Annotated in this window: 13 protein-coding genes; 9 read left to right on the top strand and 4 right to left on the bottom strand. The window is 65.8% G+C overall.

Annotated elements, in window-relative coordinates; all coding sequences use genetic code 11:
- Nucleotides 1-5 precede the first annotated feature (5 nt).
- From ABC969_RS02150 to ABC969_RS02135, 4 genes are all read left to right on the top strand, one after another.
- Complete coding sequence (locus ABC969_RS02150; protein ID WP_345862641.1) at nucleotides 6-761, top strand: prepilin peptidase; 756 nt, start codon at nucleotides 6-8, stop codon at nucleotides 759-761.
- On the top strand, nucleotides 758-1,186 hold the full coding sequence (locus tag ABC969_RS02145; protein WP_345862640.1) for a hypothetical protein: 429 nt from the start codon (nucleotides 758-760) through the stop codon (nucleotides 1,184-1,186). Before ABC969_RS02150 ends, ABC969_RS02145 begins: the two co-directional genes overlap by 4 nt.
- Nucleotides 1,187-1,193: 7 nt before the next feature.
- Nucleotides 1,194-2,615 (top strand): coniferyl aldehyde dehydrogenase, encoded by a 1,422-nt coding sequence (locus tag ABC969_RS02140; protein WP_345862639.1) that lies wholly within the window; start codon nucleotides 1,194-1,196, stop codon nucleotides 2,613-2,615.
- A 63-nt stretch (nucleotides 2,616-2,678) separates the two neighbouring features.
- Nucleotides 2,679-3,560: an ATP-grasp fold amidoligase family protein gene (locus tag ABC969_RS02135; protein WP_345862638.1), complete on the top strand. Its 882-nt coding sequence runs from the start codon at nucleotides 2,679-2,681 to the stop codon at nucleotides 3,558-3,560.
- On the opposite strand, the gene ABC969_RS02130 is transcribed toward ABC969_RS02135, so the two are convergent.
- From ABC969_RS02130 to hppD, 4 genes are all read right to left on the bottom strand, one after another.
- Nucleotides 3,561-4,184 (bottom strand): DUF1989 domain-containing protein, encoded by a 624-nt coding sequence (locus ABC969_RS02130; protein ID WP_345862637.1) that lies wholly within the window; start codon nucleotides 4,182-4,184, stop codon nucleotides 3,561-3,563.
- Complete coding sequence (gene gntA, locus ABC969_RS02125; protein WP_345862636.1) at nucleotides 4,151-4,858, bottom strand: guanitoxin biosynthesis heme-dependent pre-guanitoxin N-hydroxylase GntA; 708 nt, start codon at nucleotides 4,856-4,858, stop codon at nucleotides 4,151-4,153. Before gntA ends, ABC969_RS02130 begins: the two co-directional genes overlap by 34 nt.
- A gap of 193 nt (nucleotides 4,859-5,051) precedes the next feature.
- Nucleotides 5,052-6,335 (bottom strand): homogentisate 1,2-dioxygenase, encoded by a 1,284-nt coding sequence (hmgA, locus tag ABC969_RS02120; RefSeq protein WP_345862635.1) that lies wholly within the window; start codon nucleotides 6,333-6,335, stop codon nucleotides 5,052-5,054.
- Nucleotides 6,336-6,383: 48 nt separating this feature from the next.
- On the bottom strand, nucleotides 6,384-7,457 hold the full coding sequence (gene hppD, locus ABC969_RS02115) for a 4-hydroxyphenylpyruvate dioxygenase (RefSeq protein WP_345862634.1): 1,074 nt from the start codon (nucleotides 7,455-7,457) through the stop codon (nucleotides 6,384-6,386).
- A 109-nt stretch (nucleotides 7,458-7,566) separates the two neighbouring features.
- On the opposite strand from hppD, the gene ABC969_RS02110 reads away from it, so the two are divergent.
- From ABC969_RS02110 to ABC969_RS02090, 5 genes are all read left to right on the top strand, one after another.
- Nucleotides 7,567-8,220 (top strand): YoaK family protein, encoded by a 654-nt coding sequence (locus ABC969_RS02110; RefSeq protein WP_345862633.1) that lies wholly within the window; start codon nucleotides 7,567-7,569, stop codon nucleotides 8,218-8,220.
- Nucleotides 8,217-8,675 carry a MarR family winged helix-turn-helix transcriptional regulator gene (locus tag ABC969_RS02105; protein ID WP_345862632.1) on the top strand — a complete coding sequence of 153 codons (459 nt, stop codon included), beginning with the start codon at nucleotides 8,217-8,219 and terminating at the stop codon, nucleotides 8,673-8,675. Before ABC969_RS02110 ends, ABC969_RS02105 begins: the two co-directional genes overlap by 4 nt.
- Nucleotides 8,676-8,882: 207 nt before the next feature.
- The gene (locus ABC969_RS02100; RefSeq protein ID WP_345862631.1) at nucleotides 8,883-11,027 is read left to right on the top strand and encodes a malate synthase G; all 2,145 of its coding nucleotides are present in this window, start codon (nucleotides 8,883-8,885) and stop codon (nucleotides 11,025-11,027) included.
- A gap of 162 nt (nucleotides 11,028-11,189) precedes the next feature.
- Nucleotides 11,190-13,229 (top strand): BamA/TamA family outer membrane protein, encoded by a 2,040-nt coding sequence (locus ABC969_RS02095; protein ID WP_345862629.1) that lies wholly within the window; start codon nucleotides 11,190-11,192, stop codon nucleotides 13,227-13,229.
- Entirely contained in the window at nucleotides 13,229-17,494 is a 4,266-nt protein-coding gene (locus ABC969_RS02090) for a translocation/assembly module TamB domain-containing protein (RefSeq protein WP_345862628.1), read from the top strand. The genes ABC969_RS02095 and ABC969_RS02090 overlap by 1 nt, the downstream gene beginning before the upstream one ends.
- The last annotated feature ends 68 nt before the right edge of the window (nucleotides 17,495-17,562 follow it).

Genomic DNA, 17,562 nt, shown 5'->3' with positions numbered 1-17,562 from the left:
ATGCGATGGCGATAGTGATTTTCTGGCTCGTGATGTTGGGGCTGCTGGGCGTGATCCTGGGCAGCTTTATCGCGGCATTGGTGATCCGCTGGCCGGCGGGGCGATCGGTCGCGCGGGGGCGATCGCAGTGCGATTCGTGCGGCGTGACGCTCACCGCGCGTGATCTCGTGCCGCTGCTGAGCGCGGCACTGGCGCGGGGACGGTGCCGGGCGTGCGGCGCGCGGATCGACCCGTTGCATTGGCAGATCGAGCTGACCGCATTGTGGATCGGGCTGATGGCGGGACTGGTGGTGCCCGGGCCGGTGGCGCTGGCGGGGGCGGTGTTCGGCTGGCTGCTGCTGACGCTGGCGGCGCTTGATGTTACTGAATTCTGGTTGCCCGACAGGCTGACCGCGACGCTGGCGCTGGCCGGATTGGCGACGGGGTTGCTGGGTGTGGAACCGGGGATGATCGATCGGCTGATCGGCGGCGTTGCCGGGTTCGCCGCGTTGTGGGCGATCGGCGCTGGCTATCAGGCGTGGCGGGGGCGCGAGGGGCTGGGCGGGGGCGACCCGAAACTGCTCGGCGCGATCGGGCTGTGGCTGGGCTGGGCGATGCTGCCGGCGGTGTTGCTGTTGGCGGCGCTGACCGGGCTGGCGCTGGTGCTGGTCGGCATGCTGCGCGGGCGGGCGGCGCGGATGGACGACAAGGCGCCGTTTGGCGCGCTGCTGGCGATCGCGGCTTACCCGGCCTGGTTGTTCCTGCTAGGATTTTCGCGATGATCATGCTGACCCTTGTGATGATGCTGGCCCAGGCGGCCAGCCCGGCCACCGACGCGTCACCGATCGCGCCGCTTCCCGGGCAGAGCCTGCCCATCAGGGGCTGTGCCGCGTTTCTGTTCGCGCCCGGCGACAAGCCGCTGTTCATGGCGATGGCCAGCGCGGATCCGGCACAGCTACGCGTGGCGCTGGGCGGCACGGTGACCGATCTGCCGCGCGCCGCGCAGAGCGGCGCGGGGGGCTTTGGTTTTGGCGGCGTGACCGAGTATGAGGCGGGCGGGGTGAAGGCGGTGCTCGACATGACGATCGAGACACGTGCCGATCTCAAGGATGGCGCGGCGATCAAGGATGCGACGCTGAGGATAGAGCGTGCGGGTCAGGACGGCGTTGTCGTGCCGCTGGCGGGGATCGTTGCCTGCGCAAAATAGGGGAGGAATGGCGATGGTGGATTTGGCGGCGATGCTGGCGGTGCAGCGCGAGGCATTCATGGCGGAGCTGCCCGTTCCGCTCGATACGCGCAAAGATCGCCTGAAACGCGCCGCAGCGCTGCTGAGCGATAACACCGAACTTTTCTGCGATGCGCTGTCGGAGGATTTCGGGCATCGCAGCCGCGAGCAATCGCTGCTCACCGATATCGCTTCCTCGGTGGCGCCGATCCGCCACGCGATCAAGTCGCTCGACGGCTGGGCCAAGCGCGACAAGCGCCCGGTGCAGTTTCCGTTGGGTCTGCTGGGCGCGAAGGCGTGGGTCGAATATCAGCCCAAGGGCGTGATCGGCGTGATCGCGCCGTGGAATTTCCCGGTGCAGCTGGTGATGGCGCCGCTCGCCGGCGTGTTTGCAGCGGGCAACCGCGCGATGGTCAAGACCAGCGAATATACGCCGCGCGTGGCGGCGTTGTTCGAAGAACTGGTGGGCAAATATTTCGCCGCCGACGAATTGGTGTTCGTGACCGGGGGGCCGGAGGTGGGGCAGGCCTTCGCCGAGCTGCCGTTCGATCATCTGCTGTTCACCGGCGCGACCGCGGTGGGCAAGCACATCCTGCATGCCGCGGCGGACAATCTGGTGCCGGTGACGCTGGAGCTGGGCGGCAAATCGCCGGTGATCGTGGGCAAGGGCGCCGATATCCGGCAGGCGAGCGAGCGCGTGGCACTGGGCAAGATGCTCAACGCCGGGCAGATCTGCTTGGCGCCGGATTATATGCTGGTCGAGGCGGGCGACGAGGCGGCGGTGGTCGATGGGCTGCGGGGGGCGGCATCCGCAATGTATCCGACGTTGCTGGCCAATCCCGATTATACGGCAATCGTCAACGATCGGCATTTCGAGCGGCTGACCGGTCTGATCGAGGATGCGCGCGCCAAGGGAGCGCGCGTGGAGGTGGTCAATCCGGCGAACGAGGATTTCGGCGCGTCCAATGCGCGCAAAATGCCGCTGCACATCATCACCGATGTGACCGATGACATGCGGGTGATGCAGGAGGAGATTTTCGGGCCGCTGCTGCCGGTGCGGCGCTATGCCGGGATCGAGGATGCGATTCAGCAGATCAACCGGCGCGACCGCCCGCTCGGGCTCTATTATTTCGGGCCGGATGCCGGCGAGCGTCGGCGTGTGCTGGATCGCACGATCGCGGGGGGCGTGACGCTGGACGACGTGATCTTCCACATCTCGATGGAGGAACTGCCGTTCGGTGGAGTCGGCCCTTCCGGCATGGGATCGTATCACGGGCGCGACGGCTTTCGCACCTTCAGCCACGCCAAGGCGGTGTTCAAGCAGGCGCGATTCGATGTCGCCAAGCTGGCCGGGCTCAAACCGCCTTATGGCAAGGCGACGCTGGCGAGCGTTAAGCGTCAGATGGGTTGATGCAGGTTTAGTTGCGGTTGGTTCGCAGCTGGAACATTGGCCCCGGCAATAGCTTTACAGGCGATGGATACAGCCTTCCCCGATCGCGTGGCCGATACCGATGCTGCGGCGTTGCTGCGGATCAATCTGACCTATTGGTGGCGGCATCGCCGATTACCCAAGCTGAGCGCGCCGACCCTGTTCACGGAACTCGTGCAACTCCGCAAGCTGCATGATCGTGACCGACGGCTTCCGGCGATGGCAGACAAGGTGGCGATAAAGGCGCTGGTGGCCGATCGGCTCGGCCTGGAATGGGTGGTGCCGACTTTATGGGCGGGCGGCAGCTTGCCGATGCGATCGCATTGGACGCAGCCGATCGTGCTGAAATCGCGGCATGGCTGCAATCAGAACGCATTTCTGCAGGATGGCGGCGCCGCGGATTGGCCGGCGACGCGGGCACGCGCCGCGCGCTGGGTGCGCTCGAGCTATGGCGGGTGGCTCGACGAATGGCTGTACACGCAGATCCCGCGCGGCCTGCTGATCGAGCCGTTTATCGGCGCTGCCGGGCGCTTGCCGGTGGATTATAAATTCTATGTATTCGGTGGGTGCGTGACGCATGTGCAGGTGCACCGCGATCGAGGCGGAGATCATCATTGGGCGTTGTACGACCCTGACTGGGCGATGATCACGCCAGGCGGAGCAGTGACTCCGCGACCATCGGCGTTGCGCGAGATGATCGCGGCGGCGGAGGCACTTGCCGGTGGCTTCGACTTCGCCCGCGTCGACCTCTATCAACCGGCTGGCCGACCATTATTTGGCGAGATCAGCTTCTACCCGGGCTCGGGGCTCGATCGTTTCGATCCGCCGGAAATGGATGGCGCGATGGGGGCATTGTGGCTGCGCGCCGGAGGGCATCGGCTGGTGCGGCGCGGCACACGTGGCATACCGATCGAAGCCCGCGTCTGATCAGCCGCGTTCGATACGGTAGTGGATCGGTTTGAACGTGCCGCCGTTCGAATCCGGCGCGGAGCAGGCGGTGAGGCCGATGATCAGATCCATGTGGGCACGGAAGGCGATGTGATCGCCCGCCTTGCTGATCGGCGGGAGCACGCGCAGCTTGCCCGTCGCGCCATCGACGGGGACGTTCATGAAGCAATTGAACGCGGTCGGGACCATATCGGGCGCGATGCCATATGGCTCGAGCGCAGCCGCGAGATTGCCGAAACAGCCGCGGTGCGGCTGCAATTTGGGATAGAAATGGTGAAACGTGTCATAGGAACACGGCGTGAGCAGGAAATCGTGCCGACCGACCGTATCCTCGATGATGCCGAGCATTGGGCGGCTGCGGTTCGAATATAGTTCGTGGCCGGTCGTCAGGTATATCGTCTCGGCATAATCGAACGTGCGGCCGGAGGAGATGATCTCGGCGACATCCTCGGCATTGAACGCGAGCAGATCGGCTACCTGTTCGCCACGCGGATCGATCACGATCAGCGTATCACCCTGCTCCAATGTGAACGCCGTGCCGCTGCGTTCGGGAATTTCGACCGTATCGCTCACTTGGACGGGCCCGAATAGCTGAACGGGCATTTCCAATCGGCATCGACGACGCGACCGGAATATTGCCGCGCTTCGCTGGCATCGCCGTGACGCGCCAGCATCGGGTTGCGACTGCCGGCATAAGCCTCGTCGCGCACCATGATCTTCTCGCGCATGTTCTCGTATTTGTTCTGCGCGCGCAGCGTTTCGAACTGGTCGTGCAGGTTGAACACCATGGTCGGGCGCGGGAAGCGGCGCGCGGGGCGGCTGGCGTTGGGGTGCAGCCCGACGATGAAGAACGCCTCGCCGCCGAAGCTGAGCGAGAAATGCGGGCTCTCCGGATCGGGGCTGACGGCATCGTCGTAGCTCTGGCCGCGCCACACATCCTTGTCAGAAATGGATTGCGCGCGCTTCCACAGCTGCTTTTCGAACTCGGCCTCGCTGAGATCGTCGGGGCCTTCAAACACGACGGCGAAGCTGCGGAACAGCGCCGGCTCTTCCTTATACGCTTCGGCGAAGCGTAACAGACCGTCATGGATGCGCAGATCGTCCCAGCTACTGTCGATACGATTACAGGCGAGCACGTGAAGCGTGCCCTTGGCGAGCGCGGCCTTGGCACCGACGCAGGGGAAGTCCATCTCGGCGACGCGCGCGTGCATCATCGCTTCGAGTTCGGCCTGGGCTTCGTGCTGCCATTTGAACAGCGGGGTGTGGGGTGCTGGCATGGTCGGGAAGAGACGCGTGGGGGAGCGGAGTGTTCCCGGGAATATGGCTGATCGGGATCAGTTGCAGGTTATCCTCCCCCGCCAGGGGGGAGATGGCGGGCGCCGTCTGACGGAGGGGGGCGATAGGAAGGACGTCTGTTTCGTGTACCGCCCCCTCCGTCGCCTTCGGCGCCACTTCCCCTGCGTGGGAGGATTAGCGGGGCAGTTGCGCTTTGGGGAAACCGGTCCAGGCCTGGTCGTAATCCTCGTCGAGCGCGCTGGTTTGCAGCGCGAAGTTGGTGGGGCGGAAGACCCAGCGGCTTTCGATCATGAAGGCCATCGTGCCGTCGATCTTGTGCGGCTTCAGTTCGGCATTGCTCGCCGCCGTCCACGTCGCGACGTCGGGGCCGTGGCCGCTCATCTGATTGTGCAGCGAGAGCGCGCCGGGGCGGAAGCCCTCGGCCTTGGCATCATACTGGCCGGTGATCAGCCCCATACATTCGCTCATCGTGTTGCGATGGAACCAGGGCGGGCGGAACGTGTCCTCCGCCACCATCCAGCGCGGCGGGAAGATCGCGAAATCGACGTTGGCGGTGCCGGGCACGTCGCTGGGCGAGGTCACCACGGTGAAAATCGACGGATCGGGATGATCGAAGCTGACGCTGCCGATCGTGTTGAAGCGGGCGAGATCATATTTCCACGGCGCATAATTGCCGTGCCAGGCAACCACGTCGAGCGGCGAGCGGCCAAGCTGCGTGGTCCACAGATGGCCGAGGAATTTCTGCACCAGTTCGTACTCGCCCTCGACATCCTCGAACCAGGCCACCGGGGTCTCGAAATCGCGCGGATTGGCAAGGCCGTTGGCGCCGATCGGGCCGAGATCGGGCAGGCGGAACGGGGCGCCGTGATTCTCCGCGACATAGCCGCGGGCAGCGCCGTCCGTGAGCGTAACGCGGAAGCGGACCCCACGCGGGATCAGCGCGATTTCGCCGGGCTTGACGTCGATCCGGCCAAATTCGGTGAACAAAGTGAGCGCGCCCTGTTCGGGCAGGATGAGCAATTCGCCATCGCCGCTGACGAACGCGCGGTTCTGCATGTCCTTGTCTGCGCGGTAGAGGTGCATCGCGACGCCGGTTTGCGTGGCGGGTCCGTCGCCCGCGACGACCATTGTGGTGAGGCTGTCGAGCCAATCCTGCGGTTCGATTTCGAGCGGGCCCCAGCGCAGGCGGTTGGGCGCGAAGGGCTGCTCGATCGTGCCTGGGGCGAAGAGTTTGGCGCCAGCGTAACGGGTGAAAGCGGGGTGCGCGGCGCTGGGGCGCAGCCGATAAAGCCACGACCGGTGATTTTCGTGCCGGGGGGCGGTGAAGGCGGTGCCGCTCAACTGCTCGGTGTAAAGCCCGAACGGAGGCTTCTGGGGCGAATTGCGGCCGATCGGGAGCGCGCCGGAGATGGCTTCGCTGGCGAAATGGTTGCCGAAGCCGGTCATATAAACGGTCATGGCTTGTCCTTACTTAGCCCCTCCCCTTCAGGGGAGGGGCTTAAAAGCTTAGGCCTCCACCGCGCCCGGCACGACGCCGCGGCGAATCTGATCGAGCTCGATGCTTTCGAACAGCGCCTTGAAATTGCCCTCGCCGAAGCCGTCATTGCCCTTGCGCTGGATGATTTCGAAGAAGATCGGGCCGACCATATTCTCGGTAAAGATCTGCAGCAGCAGACCGCCACCCGTTTCCGGCGCGCCGTCGATCAGGATGTTGCGCTTGCGCATTTCTTCCACGTCATGGTCGTGGCCGGGCAGGCGTTTGTCGATCAGATCGAAATAGGTCGAGGGCGCGGTCTGGAAGCGCACGCCGTTGGCGCGCAGCGTATCGACCGTGAGGAAGATGTCGTCGGTCGCCAGCGCCAGATGCTGGATGCCTTCCCCCTTATAATCCTTGATGAATTCCTCGATCTGCGAATGCTCGTCCTGGCTTTCGTTCAAGGGGATCCGGATCTTGTCGTCGGGCGCGGTCATAGCCTTGCTGAACAGGCCGGTCGACTGGCCTTCGATGTCGAAATAGCGGATCTGACGGAAATTGAAGATACGCTCGTAATAATCCGCCCAATAGGCCATCCGGCCGCGCTGCAGATTGTGCGTGAGATGATCGAGCGTGTGCAGCCCGACGCTATGATCTTCGGGCGTGGCGCCTTCGACCGGCGCGAAATCGGTTTCGTAGATGCGCGACTGTTCATCGACCAGATACAGGTTGGCGCCGCCAATGCCCTCGATCGCCGGGATATCGAGCTCGCCCGGGCCGGGTTCGCCGCGCACCGCCTGCGCGCCGCGCTCGACCGCCAGTTTGAGCGCGGCGGCGCCGTCGGCGACGCGGAACGCCATGGCGTTGGCGCTGGGGCCATGCGCGTTGCGAAAACCGGCGACCTGGCCGGCGTCATCCATGTTGAGCAGGAAATTGATGTCGCCCTGGGCATAGCGGCGCACGTTCTTCGACCGATGATTGCCGACATGCGTGAAGCCCATCTTGACGAACAGATCGGCCAGCGCATCGGGATCGGGCGAGGTGAATTCGACGAATTCGAAGCCGTTCAGGCCCATTGGATTGGCGGTCGCTGGCAGCTCGGTCATGATCTCTCTCCGGGGACTCAACTGGTAACAGATGAAACTAGCTACGCGAACTTTGGGTGGGCGTCCAGCGCTGCTCGCCAAGCGCGCATCGCGCGGCTAGGCTGGCGTGGTGACGACGATCGATCATCCCGAACGCGTGCTGGCCGTGCTGCTCTCGGCGGCGGCTGGCTTTGTCGATGCGGTCGGGTTTCTCGCGAGCGGCGGCTATTTCATGTCTTTCATGAGCGGCAATTCGACCCGGCTGGGTGTCGGGCTGGCGGCGGGAACCGCCGCGGCGGCGATCGCCGGGGGGCTGATCCTGCTGTTCGTCGGCGGGGTGACGGCGGGATCGCTGATCGGGCGCGTGGCACGCGCGCAGCGCCGCGGCTGGGTGCTGGCGACGATCGCTGCGCTGCTGGCGCTGGCCGCGATGCTCGGGGATGCGGGGCTGCTGTGGCCGGCCTGCGCGGCGATGGCGATCGCCATGGGGATGGAGAATACGGTGTTCGAACAGGATGGCGAGGTGCGGATCGGGCTGACCTATATGACCGGGCGGCTGGTCAAGGTCGGGCAGCGGCTGGCGGCGGCGCTGGCGGGCGAGGATCGCTGGGGCTGGGTGCCGCATGCCCTGTTATGGTCGGGGCTGATCACCGGCGGCGCGGCGGGCGCGGCGTGCTTTGCGGCATGGGGGCTGGATGCGTTGTGGATCGTTGCGGCGGGCATGGCCTTGCTCGTGTTGCTGGTAACGCTCGGCCCGTTGCGGGCGCGGGAGAGTCTCGCGTGACGGACGGCAACACGACGCTCAAGCTCGACGACTTTCTGCCTTATCGTTTGTCGATCGCCTCGAACCGCGTGTCCTCGGCCATTGCCACGGCGTATCAGGCGCTGTTCGGGCTGCGGATTCCGGAATGGCGGCTGGTGGCGGTAATCGCGGAAGGGCAGGGGATGACGCAGCAGGCGCTGGGCGCGGCAACGCGGATGGACAAGGTGACGGTGAGCCGCGCGGCGATCGCGCTGGTCGAGCGCGGGCTGATCGCGCGGCGCCCCAATCCGGACGACCAGCGCTCGCATCTGCTGTCGCTGACGCCGGCGGGGCAGGATCTGTACGAGAGCGTCGCGCCCAAGGCGCTGGAGCTGGAGGCGCGGATCTTTGCCGGCTTCGGGGCGAAGGAACTGGCGGCATTTCGCGCCGTGCTCGATCGGCTGGAAGCATCGGCAGCGGCGCTGGACCCCGAGTGACTTGATTGCGCGAAGCGCCGACGTGTCAATCCTCTTCGTGTCCTTCGTGGCTTCGTGCGAAGATCATGCTCGCACGAAGCCACGAAGAACACGAAGTTCGTTTGAATGCTGCGCCTCGAAGGTTCGGGGTTGATGCTGCGCTGCGCGCTGCTTAAGCGCGTATTGTCCTCCCCAGGCGTCGTTCGGTTCGAACCCCAAGGAGATATCATGCCCGCAATGCTCGATCGTGCCGGATTGTCCGTCGCCGAACCGTTGGTGCGCTTCGTCGAGGAGGCAGTGCTGCCTGGCCTGGCGATCGACGCGGCGGGCTGGTGGCAGGGGGCGGCGGATATTTTTGCGCGGTTCGCGCCGGTCAACCGTGCGCTGCTGGCAGAGCGCGACAGGCTGCAGACGGCGATCGACGCGCGCTACGTTGCCGGGGAGCCGGTGGACGAAGCGTTTCTGCGCGAGATCGGCTATCTCGTGCCCGAACCGGTACCGTTCACGATCGGCACGCATGACGTCGATGCCGAACTGGCGACGATGGCGGGGCCGCAACTGGTCGTGCCGGTGCTCAACGCGCGGTTCGTGCTGAACGCGGCGAATGCGCGCTGGGGCAGTCTGTACGACGCCTTTTATGGCACCGATGCATTGCCGGGCAAGGCGGCCGCGGGCGGCTATGATCAAGCGCGCGGTGCGCAGGTGGTCGCCGCGGCTAAGGCGTTTCTCGATCAGGCTGTGCCGCTGATCGGGCGGCGCTGGGACGAGGTGGCCGGGTTCGGCGTGGAGCATGGTGAGCTGCTGGTGGCGGGGCTGCTCGGTGCGCCGACGCCGGCGCTGGCCGATCCTTCCGCGTTCGTCGGCTATGACGGCGCACCGGCGGCACCATCGGCGCTGCTGTTCCGGCATCACGGGCTGCATATCGCGGTGATGATCGATCGCGCCACGACGGTAGGGCGCGAGGATCCGGCTGGCATTGCCGATGTGGTGCTCGAATCGGCGCTGACCACGATCGTGGATCTGGAAGATTCGATCGCCGCGGTGGATGCCGAGGACAAGGTGGCGGCCTATGCCAACTGGCTGGGGCTGATGAAGGGCGATCTGGAGGAAAGCTTCGACAAGGGCGGCCGCACGATCACGCGCAGGCTGGCGGCGGATCGTGAGTATAGCACGCCCGATGGCGCTGCGTTGACGCTGCCGGGGCGCAGCGTGCTGTTCGTGCGCAATGTGGGGCATCTGATGACCACGCCGGCGTTGCTGCTCGCCGACGGCAGCGCGGCGCCGGAGGGGATACTCGATGCGCTGCTGACCAGCACGATCGCATTGTATGACCTGCGCGGGCTGGGGCGGTTTCGCAACAGTCGCGCGAGATCGGTGTATATCGTCAAGCCCAAGATGCACGGGCCGGGCGAGTGCGCGTTCACCGATGATCTGTTCGATGCGGTGGAGGATCTGCTCGGGCTGGCGCGGCACACTATCAAGGTCGGCGTGATGGACGAGGAGCGGCGGACCTCGGCCAATCTCGCGGCGTGCATCCAGGCGGTGAAGGACCGTATCGTGTTCATCAACACCGGCTTTCTCGATCGCACGGGGGACGAGATGCACACCGCGATGCGCGCCGGGCCGATGATCCCCAAGGCCGAGATGAAGGCCAGCGGCTGGATCAAGGCGTATGAGGATCGCAACGTGCGTATCGGGCTGGCCGCCGGGCTGTCAGGCCGGGCGCAGATCGGCAAGGGCATGTGGGCGGCGCCCGATCGCATGGCCGACATGATCCGGGAGAAGATCGCGCATCCGCTCGCGGGCGCCAATACTGCGTGGGTGCCATCGCCCACCGCGGCGACGCTGCACGCGATGCACTATCACAGCGTCGACGTGTTTGCGCGGCAGCGGGAGATCGCTTCGGAAGCCGTGCCGGCACTGGACGCATTGCTTGCCGTGCCGGTAGCGCGCGGGCGCAATTGGACCGCGGAGGAGGTGCGCGCCGAGCTGGACAATAATGCGCAGGGGATTCTGGGCTATGTCGTGCGCTGGATCGATCAGGGGGTCGGCTGCTCGAAAGTGCCCGACATCCACGATATCGGGCTGATGGAGGATCGCGCGACGCTGCGCATTTCATCGCAGCATATGGCCAACTGGCTGCTGCACGGCGTGGCCACCGCGGACGATATCGACGCCGCCTTCGCGCGGATGGCGGTGAAGGTGGATGCGCAGAATGCCGGCGATCCGCTGTATCGGCCGATGGCGGGCAATGAAGCTACCAGCCTGGCCTATCAGGCGGCGCGCGCGCTAGTGTTCGACGGCGTGACGCAGCCGAGCGGCTATACCGAGCCGTTGCTGCATGCCTATCGCTTGCGCGTAAAGGCCGGATGACGGTGGCACCAAACCGGTAAACGGGCTAGGAACCAGCGCGACACCCGTGCAATAGGTGCGGCGGGTGGGAGCATAGGCGGTGCCGGCCGCGCCCAAAAGAAAGTAAGCGTTTTGACTGGTTTGTGGCTTACGTCGAGTTGGGCAGTGTTGGCGTTGGCGGGCATGGCACCGGCGCAACAGACGCCCGGGGCGCCGCCGGTCGAGGTGCCGCCCGCCGACGCCGCGACCGATCAGCCGATCGTGTCCGATGCCGAATTCGACGCCGCGCTGCCGGCCTTGTCCGATGACATCAATGCGCCGCTCGAGGCGATGCCGGCACCCGCCGACACCGCACAGGCGACGCCGGATGACGTATTGACCCCGGTTGCGCAGGCCGAGCCCGATCTGGTCGCGCCGCTGCCGACGTTGGGATCCTACGACACCACGCCGCCGATCGAGCTGGCCGATACCGACGACGAGAAAACGGTGGTGATCCGCTACGATACCGACGTCCGCGGGCTCGACGCGATCGAGGCGACGGGGCTGTTCAACGGCCTGTCCGCGCTCAAGGAAGGCGATGGCGAGGCGGCCAATGCGGCGATGGTAGCGGCACGCGGGCGCGAGGATGAAGCGCTGGCGGTGCGGCTGATGAAATCCAAAGGCTATTATGACGGTACGGCGATCTCGACGATCGAGCAGCCGGCCGCGGGCGATACGAACGGCCGGATCAAGGCAATCGTCTCCGCCACGCCGGGCAAGGTCTACACGCTGTCCTCGGTGACGATCACCGCCGATCCGGTGACGCCGCCCGATCTGCTGCGCCGCGAGCTGCCGCTGGTGGTGGGCGACCGGATCGAGGCGGATCGCGTGCAGGGAGCGGAGGCCAATCTGGCGCTCAAGCTGCCGCAACAGGGCTATCCGTTCATCACGCTCGGCCAGCGCGACATCCTGCTCGACGATGCCAAATGGACCGGCGACTATACGCTGCCGGTGGATACCGGCCCGCGCTCGTCGTTCGGCAGCTATTCGACCGAGGGCAAGCTGGCGTTCGATGCCGAGCATGTCGGCGTGCTCGCGCGCTTCAAGCAAGGCGAGCTGTACGACAATCGCAAGGTCGACGATCTGCGCCAGGCTTTGGTCGCGACAGGATTGTTCTCCACCGTCTCGGTCGAGCCGGTGCGCACAGGCACGCCGGGGCCGGATGGCACCGAGCAGGTCAATCTGCTCGTGCGCCAGCAAGCAGGGCCGCCGCGCTCGCTGGCCGGAAGCCTGGGCTACAGCACGGGGCAGGGCTTCACCGCAGAAGGGTCGTTCACGCATCGCAACGCATTCCGCCCGGAAGGCGCGCTGATCGGCACGATCATTGCCGGTACGCAGGCGCAGGGCGCGAGCGGCACGTTCCGCCGCATGAACGCCGGCAAGCGCGATCGCACGGTCACGCTGACCGCATCGGCCAATCATTCCAATTACGATGCGTTCGATGCGTTTACGGGGACGGTATCCGGGCGGATCAGCTATGATTCGACGCCGATCTGGCAGAAGAAGTTCAGCTATGCCTATGGCTTCGAGCTGACCGGCACGAACGAAAGCGTCTACGATTTCAGCACGCTGCAACGCGAACGCCGCACCTATGGCATTTTCGCGTTGCCGGGCCAGGTGCTGTTCGATCGATCGGACAGCCTGCTCAATCCTACCAAGGGCTATCGCCTGAAGCTCAGCGTCAGCCCGGAAACCGCGGTCAGCGGTGGCGTGAAGCCCTATGCCCGGGTGCTGGTCGAAGGGAGTATCTATCAGGCGGTGAGCGACAGCATCGTGCTCGCTGGCCGCATCCGCGCGGGCACGATCCCGGGCATCGATCGCGACGATCTGGCGCCGTCCAGGCGGTACTATGGCGGCGGTGGCGGCTCGGTGCGCGGCTATGGCTATCAACGGCTGGGGCCGTTCGATCCCAATGGTGATCCCGTCGGCGGGCGCAGCATCAACGAATTCTCGCTGGAGGCACGTTATCGCTTCGGCGATTATGGCATCGTGCCTTTTATCGATGGCGGCAATGCCTATGAAGGCATCATGCCCAAGGGGCAGGATCTGCGCTACGGCGCCGGGATCGGCGGGCGATTTTACACCAATTTCGGGCCGATGCGTGTCGATGTCGCCACGCCGCTCAACCCGCGTGAAGGCGACGGCAAGGTCGCGCTTTATATCTCGATCGGGCAGGCATTCTGATGGCCGACGAGCCGACTACTGAAACCGTCGTGGTCGCGCCGCGCCCGCTGTGGCAGCGCATCCTGAAATGGCTCGGCATTGCCGTGCTCAGTTTGGCCGTGCTGATCGCCTTGTTGTTCTTCGGCGTGGATACCGGGCCGGGGCGGCGGATCATCGCCAATTATATCGGCGGGTATAACACTGCCTCCGGGCTGAACATCAAGGTCGGGCGGATCGACGGATCTATTTACGGCAAGATGGTGCTGAGCGATGTGCGCGTCAGCGATCCCAAAGGCGTGTTTCTGACCTCCCCACGGCTGGATGTCGATTGGCGGCCGTTCGCATTCGCCAACAATCATGTCGATGTGACGTCGGCCAGCGCCAAGCTGATCACGCTGGCGCGGTCGCCCGAGCTCAAGGCCGTGCCGAGCGATCCCAACGCGCCACTGCTGCCTGACCTGGATATCGATATCGACCGGCTGACGGTCGATCGGTTCGTCATCGCCAAGGCCGTGTCGGGCGCGCCGCACATCCTGCGTTTCGACAGCGCCGTGCATATCGCCGATGCGCGCGCGCAGATTTCCGCCAACGCGCTGGCGCTGACCGGCCCCGGCATCGCCGGTGGCGATCGGCTGCTGCTCAAGCTCGATGCGGTGCCGGACCAGAACCGCTTGACCGTCGATGCGCGGCTGACCGCGCCAGCCGATGGCGTCGTCTCGACCATGGCGGGGCTGAAGCAGCCGCTGGACGCCACGGTGATGGGCAACGGCACGTGGCAGGCATGGACAGGCAAGGCGGTTGCCACGCTCGGTGGCAAGTCGCTCGCCGATCTCAACCTCGCGGCGAATGACGGCGCGTTCAAGGTGCGCGGCACCGCGCATCCGGCGCTGTACGCCGACACACCCGCCGAAGGCGTGGCGCAGGTCCGTGCCGGGCGCGGGCAGCAGCCCGATGCCGGCAATCCGCTTGCCGCGCTCACCGCGCCGCAGCTCGATCTGGCGATCGATGCCACGCTTGACGCGCGCAAGGTCAATACGCGGTTCCAGCTCAAATCCGACGCGCTGGCGGTGGCCGGGCAGGGCCTGATCGATCTGGCGACGAGCCGCTTCGGCAACCTCAAGGTCGACGCGCGGCTGCTGACACCGGGCGCGATTCTGCCCAATCTCAACGGCCGCGATGTGGCGGCGAGCGTCGTGCTGGATGGCGCGTTTGCCACGCCGACGGTCAATTACGTGATCAAGGCGGCAAGCATCGGCTTCGGTGAGACGCGCGTCGACGATCTGTATGCCTCTGGGCTGGCCACGGTGGATGCCGATCACATCATGGTGCCGATCGCGGCGCGCGCGCGGCGCATCGCCGGGCTGAATGCGGCGGCGGGCGATCTGCTCGACAACGTCACGATCAACGGCGATCTGGCGATCTCCGGTGTCAACATCCTGTCCGACAATCTCAAGATCCGCTCGCGCCGCATCAATGCGACTGCGATCGTCGCCGCCAATATGCAGACCGGGCGCTATACCGGCGCGCTGAACGGCACGGTAAACGGCTATCGGCTGGAGAGCATCGGTATCCTGAACATCACGACGGATGCCAAACTGGTAACGGTGCCGAGCGGCGGGTTCGGCATCATGGGGCGTGTGGTCGCGCGGACCTCGCAGATCTTCAATGCGGGCGTGCGCGATTTCCTGGGCGGCAATGCCGTGGTGCGCACCGATATCGGCTATGATCCGAGCGGCGTGATCACCTTCCGCAACCTGCGCATGAACGCGCCACAGTTCCGCGTGACGGGCGGTTCGGGGCGGTACGATCCGAGCGGCGCGTTGCTGGTCAATGCCGATGCCTATTCGACTGCCTATGGCCCGCTGACCGCGCGTGTCAGCGGCAGCGCGACCGCGCCAATCGTGGTGCTGCGCGCGCCGCGGCCGGGCGTCGGCGTGGGGCTGGTCAATCTCGAAGCGCGGGTGCGCGGCAACGGTACGTCATACGCCATCGTGGCGAGCGGCGGGACCGATTACGGTCCGTTCAGCGCCGATGTGATCGTGCGGCCAAGCCCGGTGCTGGCGGTGGATATCCGCAGCGGCCGATTTGCCGGGATGAATTTCAGCGGGCGCGTGCAACAGGCGCCGGCGGGGCCATTCGTCGGGCGCGTGCAGTTCGCTGGCTCCGGCATCACCGGTGCGGCCAATCTCGCCGCGCAGGGCCAGTATCAGCGCGCTGATATCGCCGCGCGTGCTTATGCCGCGAAGATCCCGGGCGCCGCCGACTTTACCATCGGGCGCGCCATCATCGCCGCCAATATCGTGCTGTACGATCAGCCACAGGTGCGCGCCGATGTGCAGATCGCCGACATGCGGTATGGCCCGACGGTGCTGTCCTCGGCGCGCGTGAAGATCAATTATGCCGGGGGCAGCGGCACCGCGCAGGCCGTGGCGACCGGCTCCAACGGCGTGCCGTTCAACATCGCGATCAATGCGCGGCTAAGCCCCAAATTGTGGCTGGCGGCGATTCAGGGGCGCGCCAATGGCATCGGCTTCCGCACCGCAGCGCCAGCGCGCATCCAGCTTGAGGGTGCGGGCTATCGTCTGCTGCCGACGCGGCTCGACTTCGACAAGGGGACCGCGCGCATTGCCGGCACCTATGGCCGCGGCACGACCGCGCAGCTGCGGCTCGATCGGCTCGATCTGTCGGTGGCCAATGCGCTGATCCCGAATCTCGGGCTGGGCGGCACGGCGACGGGCAGTCTCGACTTCAGCCAGGCCAACGCCGCCGCTTTCCCGGTGGCAGACGGGCGGCTGACGGTGACCAATTTCACCCGGTCGAGCCTCTCGGCTGTATCCGATCCGGTCGATATCGTGTTCGCCGGCAAGCTGGCGCAAAGTGGCGGCGAGGGTCGTGCTCTGGTCAAGCGTGGGGCCAACACCGTAGGGCGGATGGTGGCGACGTTGCAGCCGATCCCGGGCGGCACCTCGTGGAGCGAGCGACTGCTCGCCGCACCGCTCTCGGGCGGCATCCGCTATAACGGCCCGGCCGGCGTGCTGTTCAGCCTGGCGGCGCAGCCCGACCAGTCGCTGACCGGCGGGATCGCCATTGCCGCCGATTTCGGCGGGCGATTGCAGAATCCGACGCTCAACGGCGTGATCCGCGCCGATAAGCTCGCTTATGAAAACGAGACCTATGGCACGCGGCTGTCGAACATCCGGCTGGCCGGGCGGTTCAACAATTCGCGGCTGGAGATCACGCAATTGCAGGCCAGGGCCGGCGACGGCACGGTGCAGGCGCAGGGCTCGGTGGGCTTTGCCGCCGCCGAGGGCTTCCCGATCGATATCCGTGCGCGCCTGAACAATGCGCGGCTGGCCAAAAGCGATGCGCTCGGCGCCACCGCCAGCGGCACGATCGCGATCACCAACAGCAAGGCCGCGGGTGGGCTGATCAAGGGCGATCTGACGATCCCCGACGCGCGCTACGAGATTATCCGTCAGGGGCAGGCCGACGTCGCCGAACTGACCGGTGTGCGCCGCAAGAGCGATGCCGTGACCCGGCCGACGGATCGGCCCGCGGTGGCCTCTGCCGGCCTGTTCAAGCTGGATCTGCGGGTGCGCGCGGACAATCAGCTGTTCGTGTCGGGCATGGGGCTCGAATCCGAATGGGAGATGGACCTGCGCGTCGGCGGCACCTCGGCGGCACCCAGGGTGGTTGGGCGGATTCAGATCGTCCGCGGCACCTACAGCTTCTCGGGTAAGCGCTTCGAGATCACCAAGGGCGATGTGCGCTTCAACGGCGGGCTGCTCTCCGATCCCGAGATTGCGATCACCGCGAGCACGACGACCAACGGCATCACCGTCAACATCAACGTGACGGGCACCGGGCAGAACCCGCAGATCGCCTTCTCGTCGACGCCGTCGCTGCCGCAGGACGAGGTGCTGAGCCGCTTGCTGTTCGGCTCGTCGGTCACCAACCTGTCGGCCACCGAGGCGCTGCAACTGGCCTCGGCGCTCAATTCGCTGCGCGGTTCGGGCGGCGGGCTCAATCCGCTGGGCAAATTGCGCTCGGCAACGGGCATCGATCGCCTGCGCATCCTGGGGGCGGACGAGGCAAGCGGGCGCGGCACGGCGCTGGCGGCGGGCAAATATCTGACCGATGATATCTATATCGAGATCATCACCGACTCGCGGGGCTTTGCCGCCACGCAGCTGCAGGTGGCGCTGACCAAGAGCATCAGCATTCTCTCGCAGGCGGGGTCGTTCGGCGGATCGAACGTGAGCGTGCGTTACTCGAAGGACTTCTGAGAGACACGCCCGCCGCCGCGAACAGTCCTTTTCTGCAACCGATAGATATCCTATCGTCGCGGCAGGAG

Source organism: Sphingomonas qilianensis (assembly GCF_039614825.1).
Taxonomy (GTDB): Bacteria; Pseudomonadota; Alphaproteobacteria; order Sphingomonadales; family Sphingomonadaceae; genus Sphingomonas; species Sphingomonas qilianensis.
The sequence above is the reverse complement of the archived record's forward strand: the minus strand, read 5'-3'. Positions and strand labels throughout refer to the sequence as shown.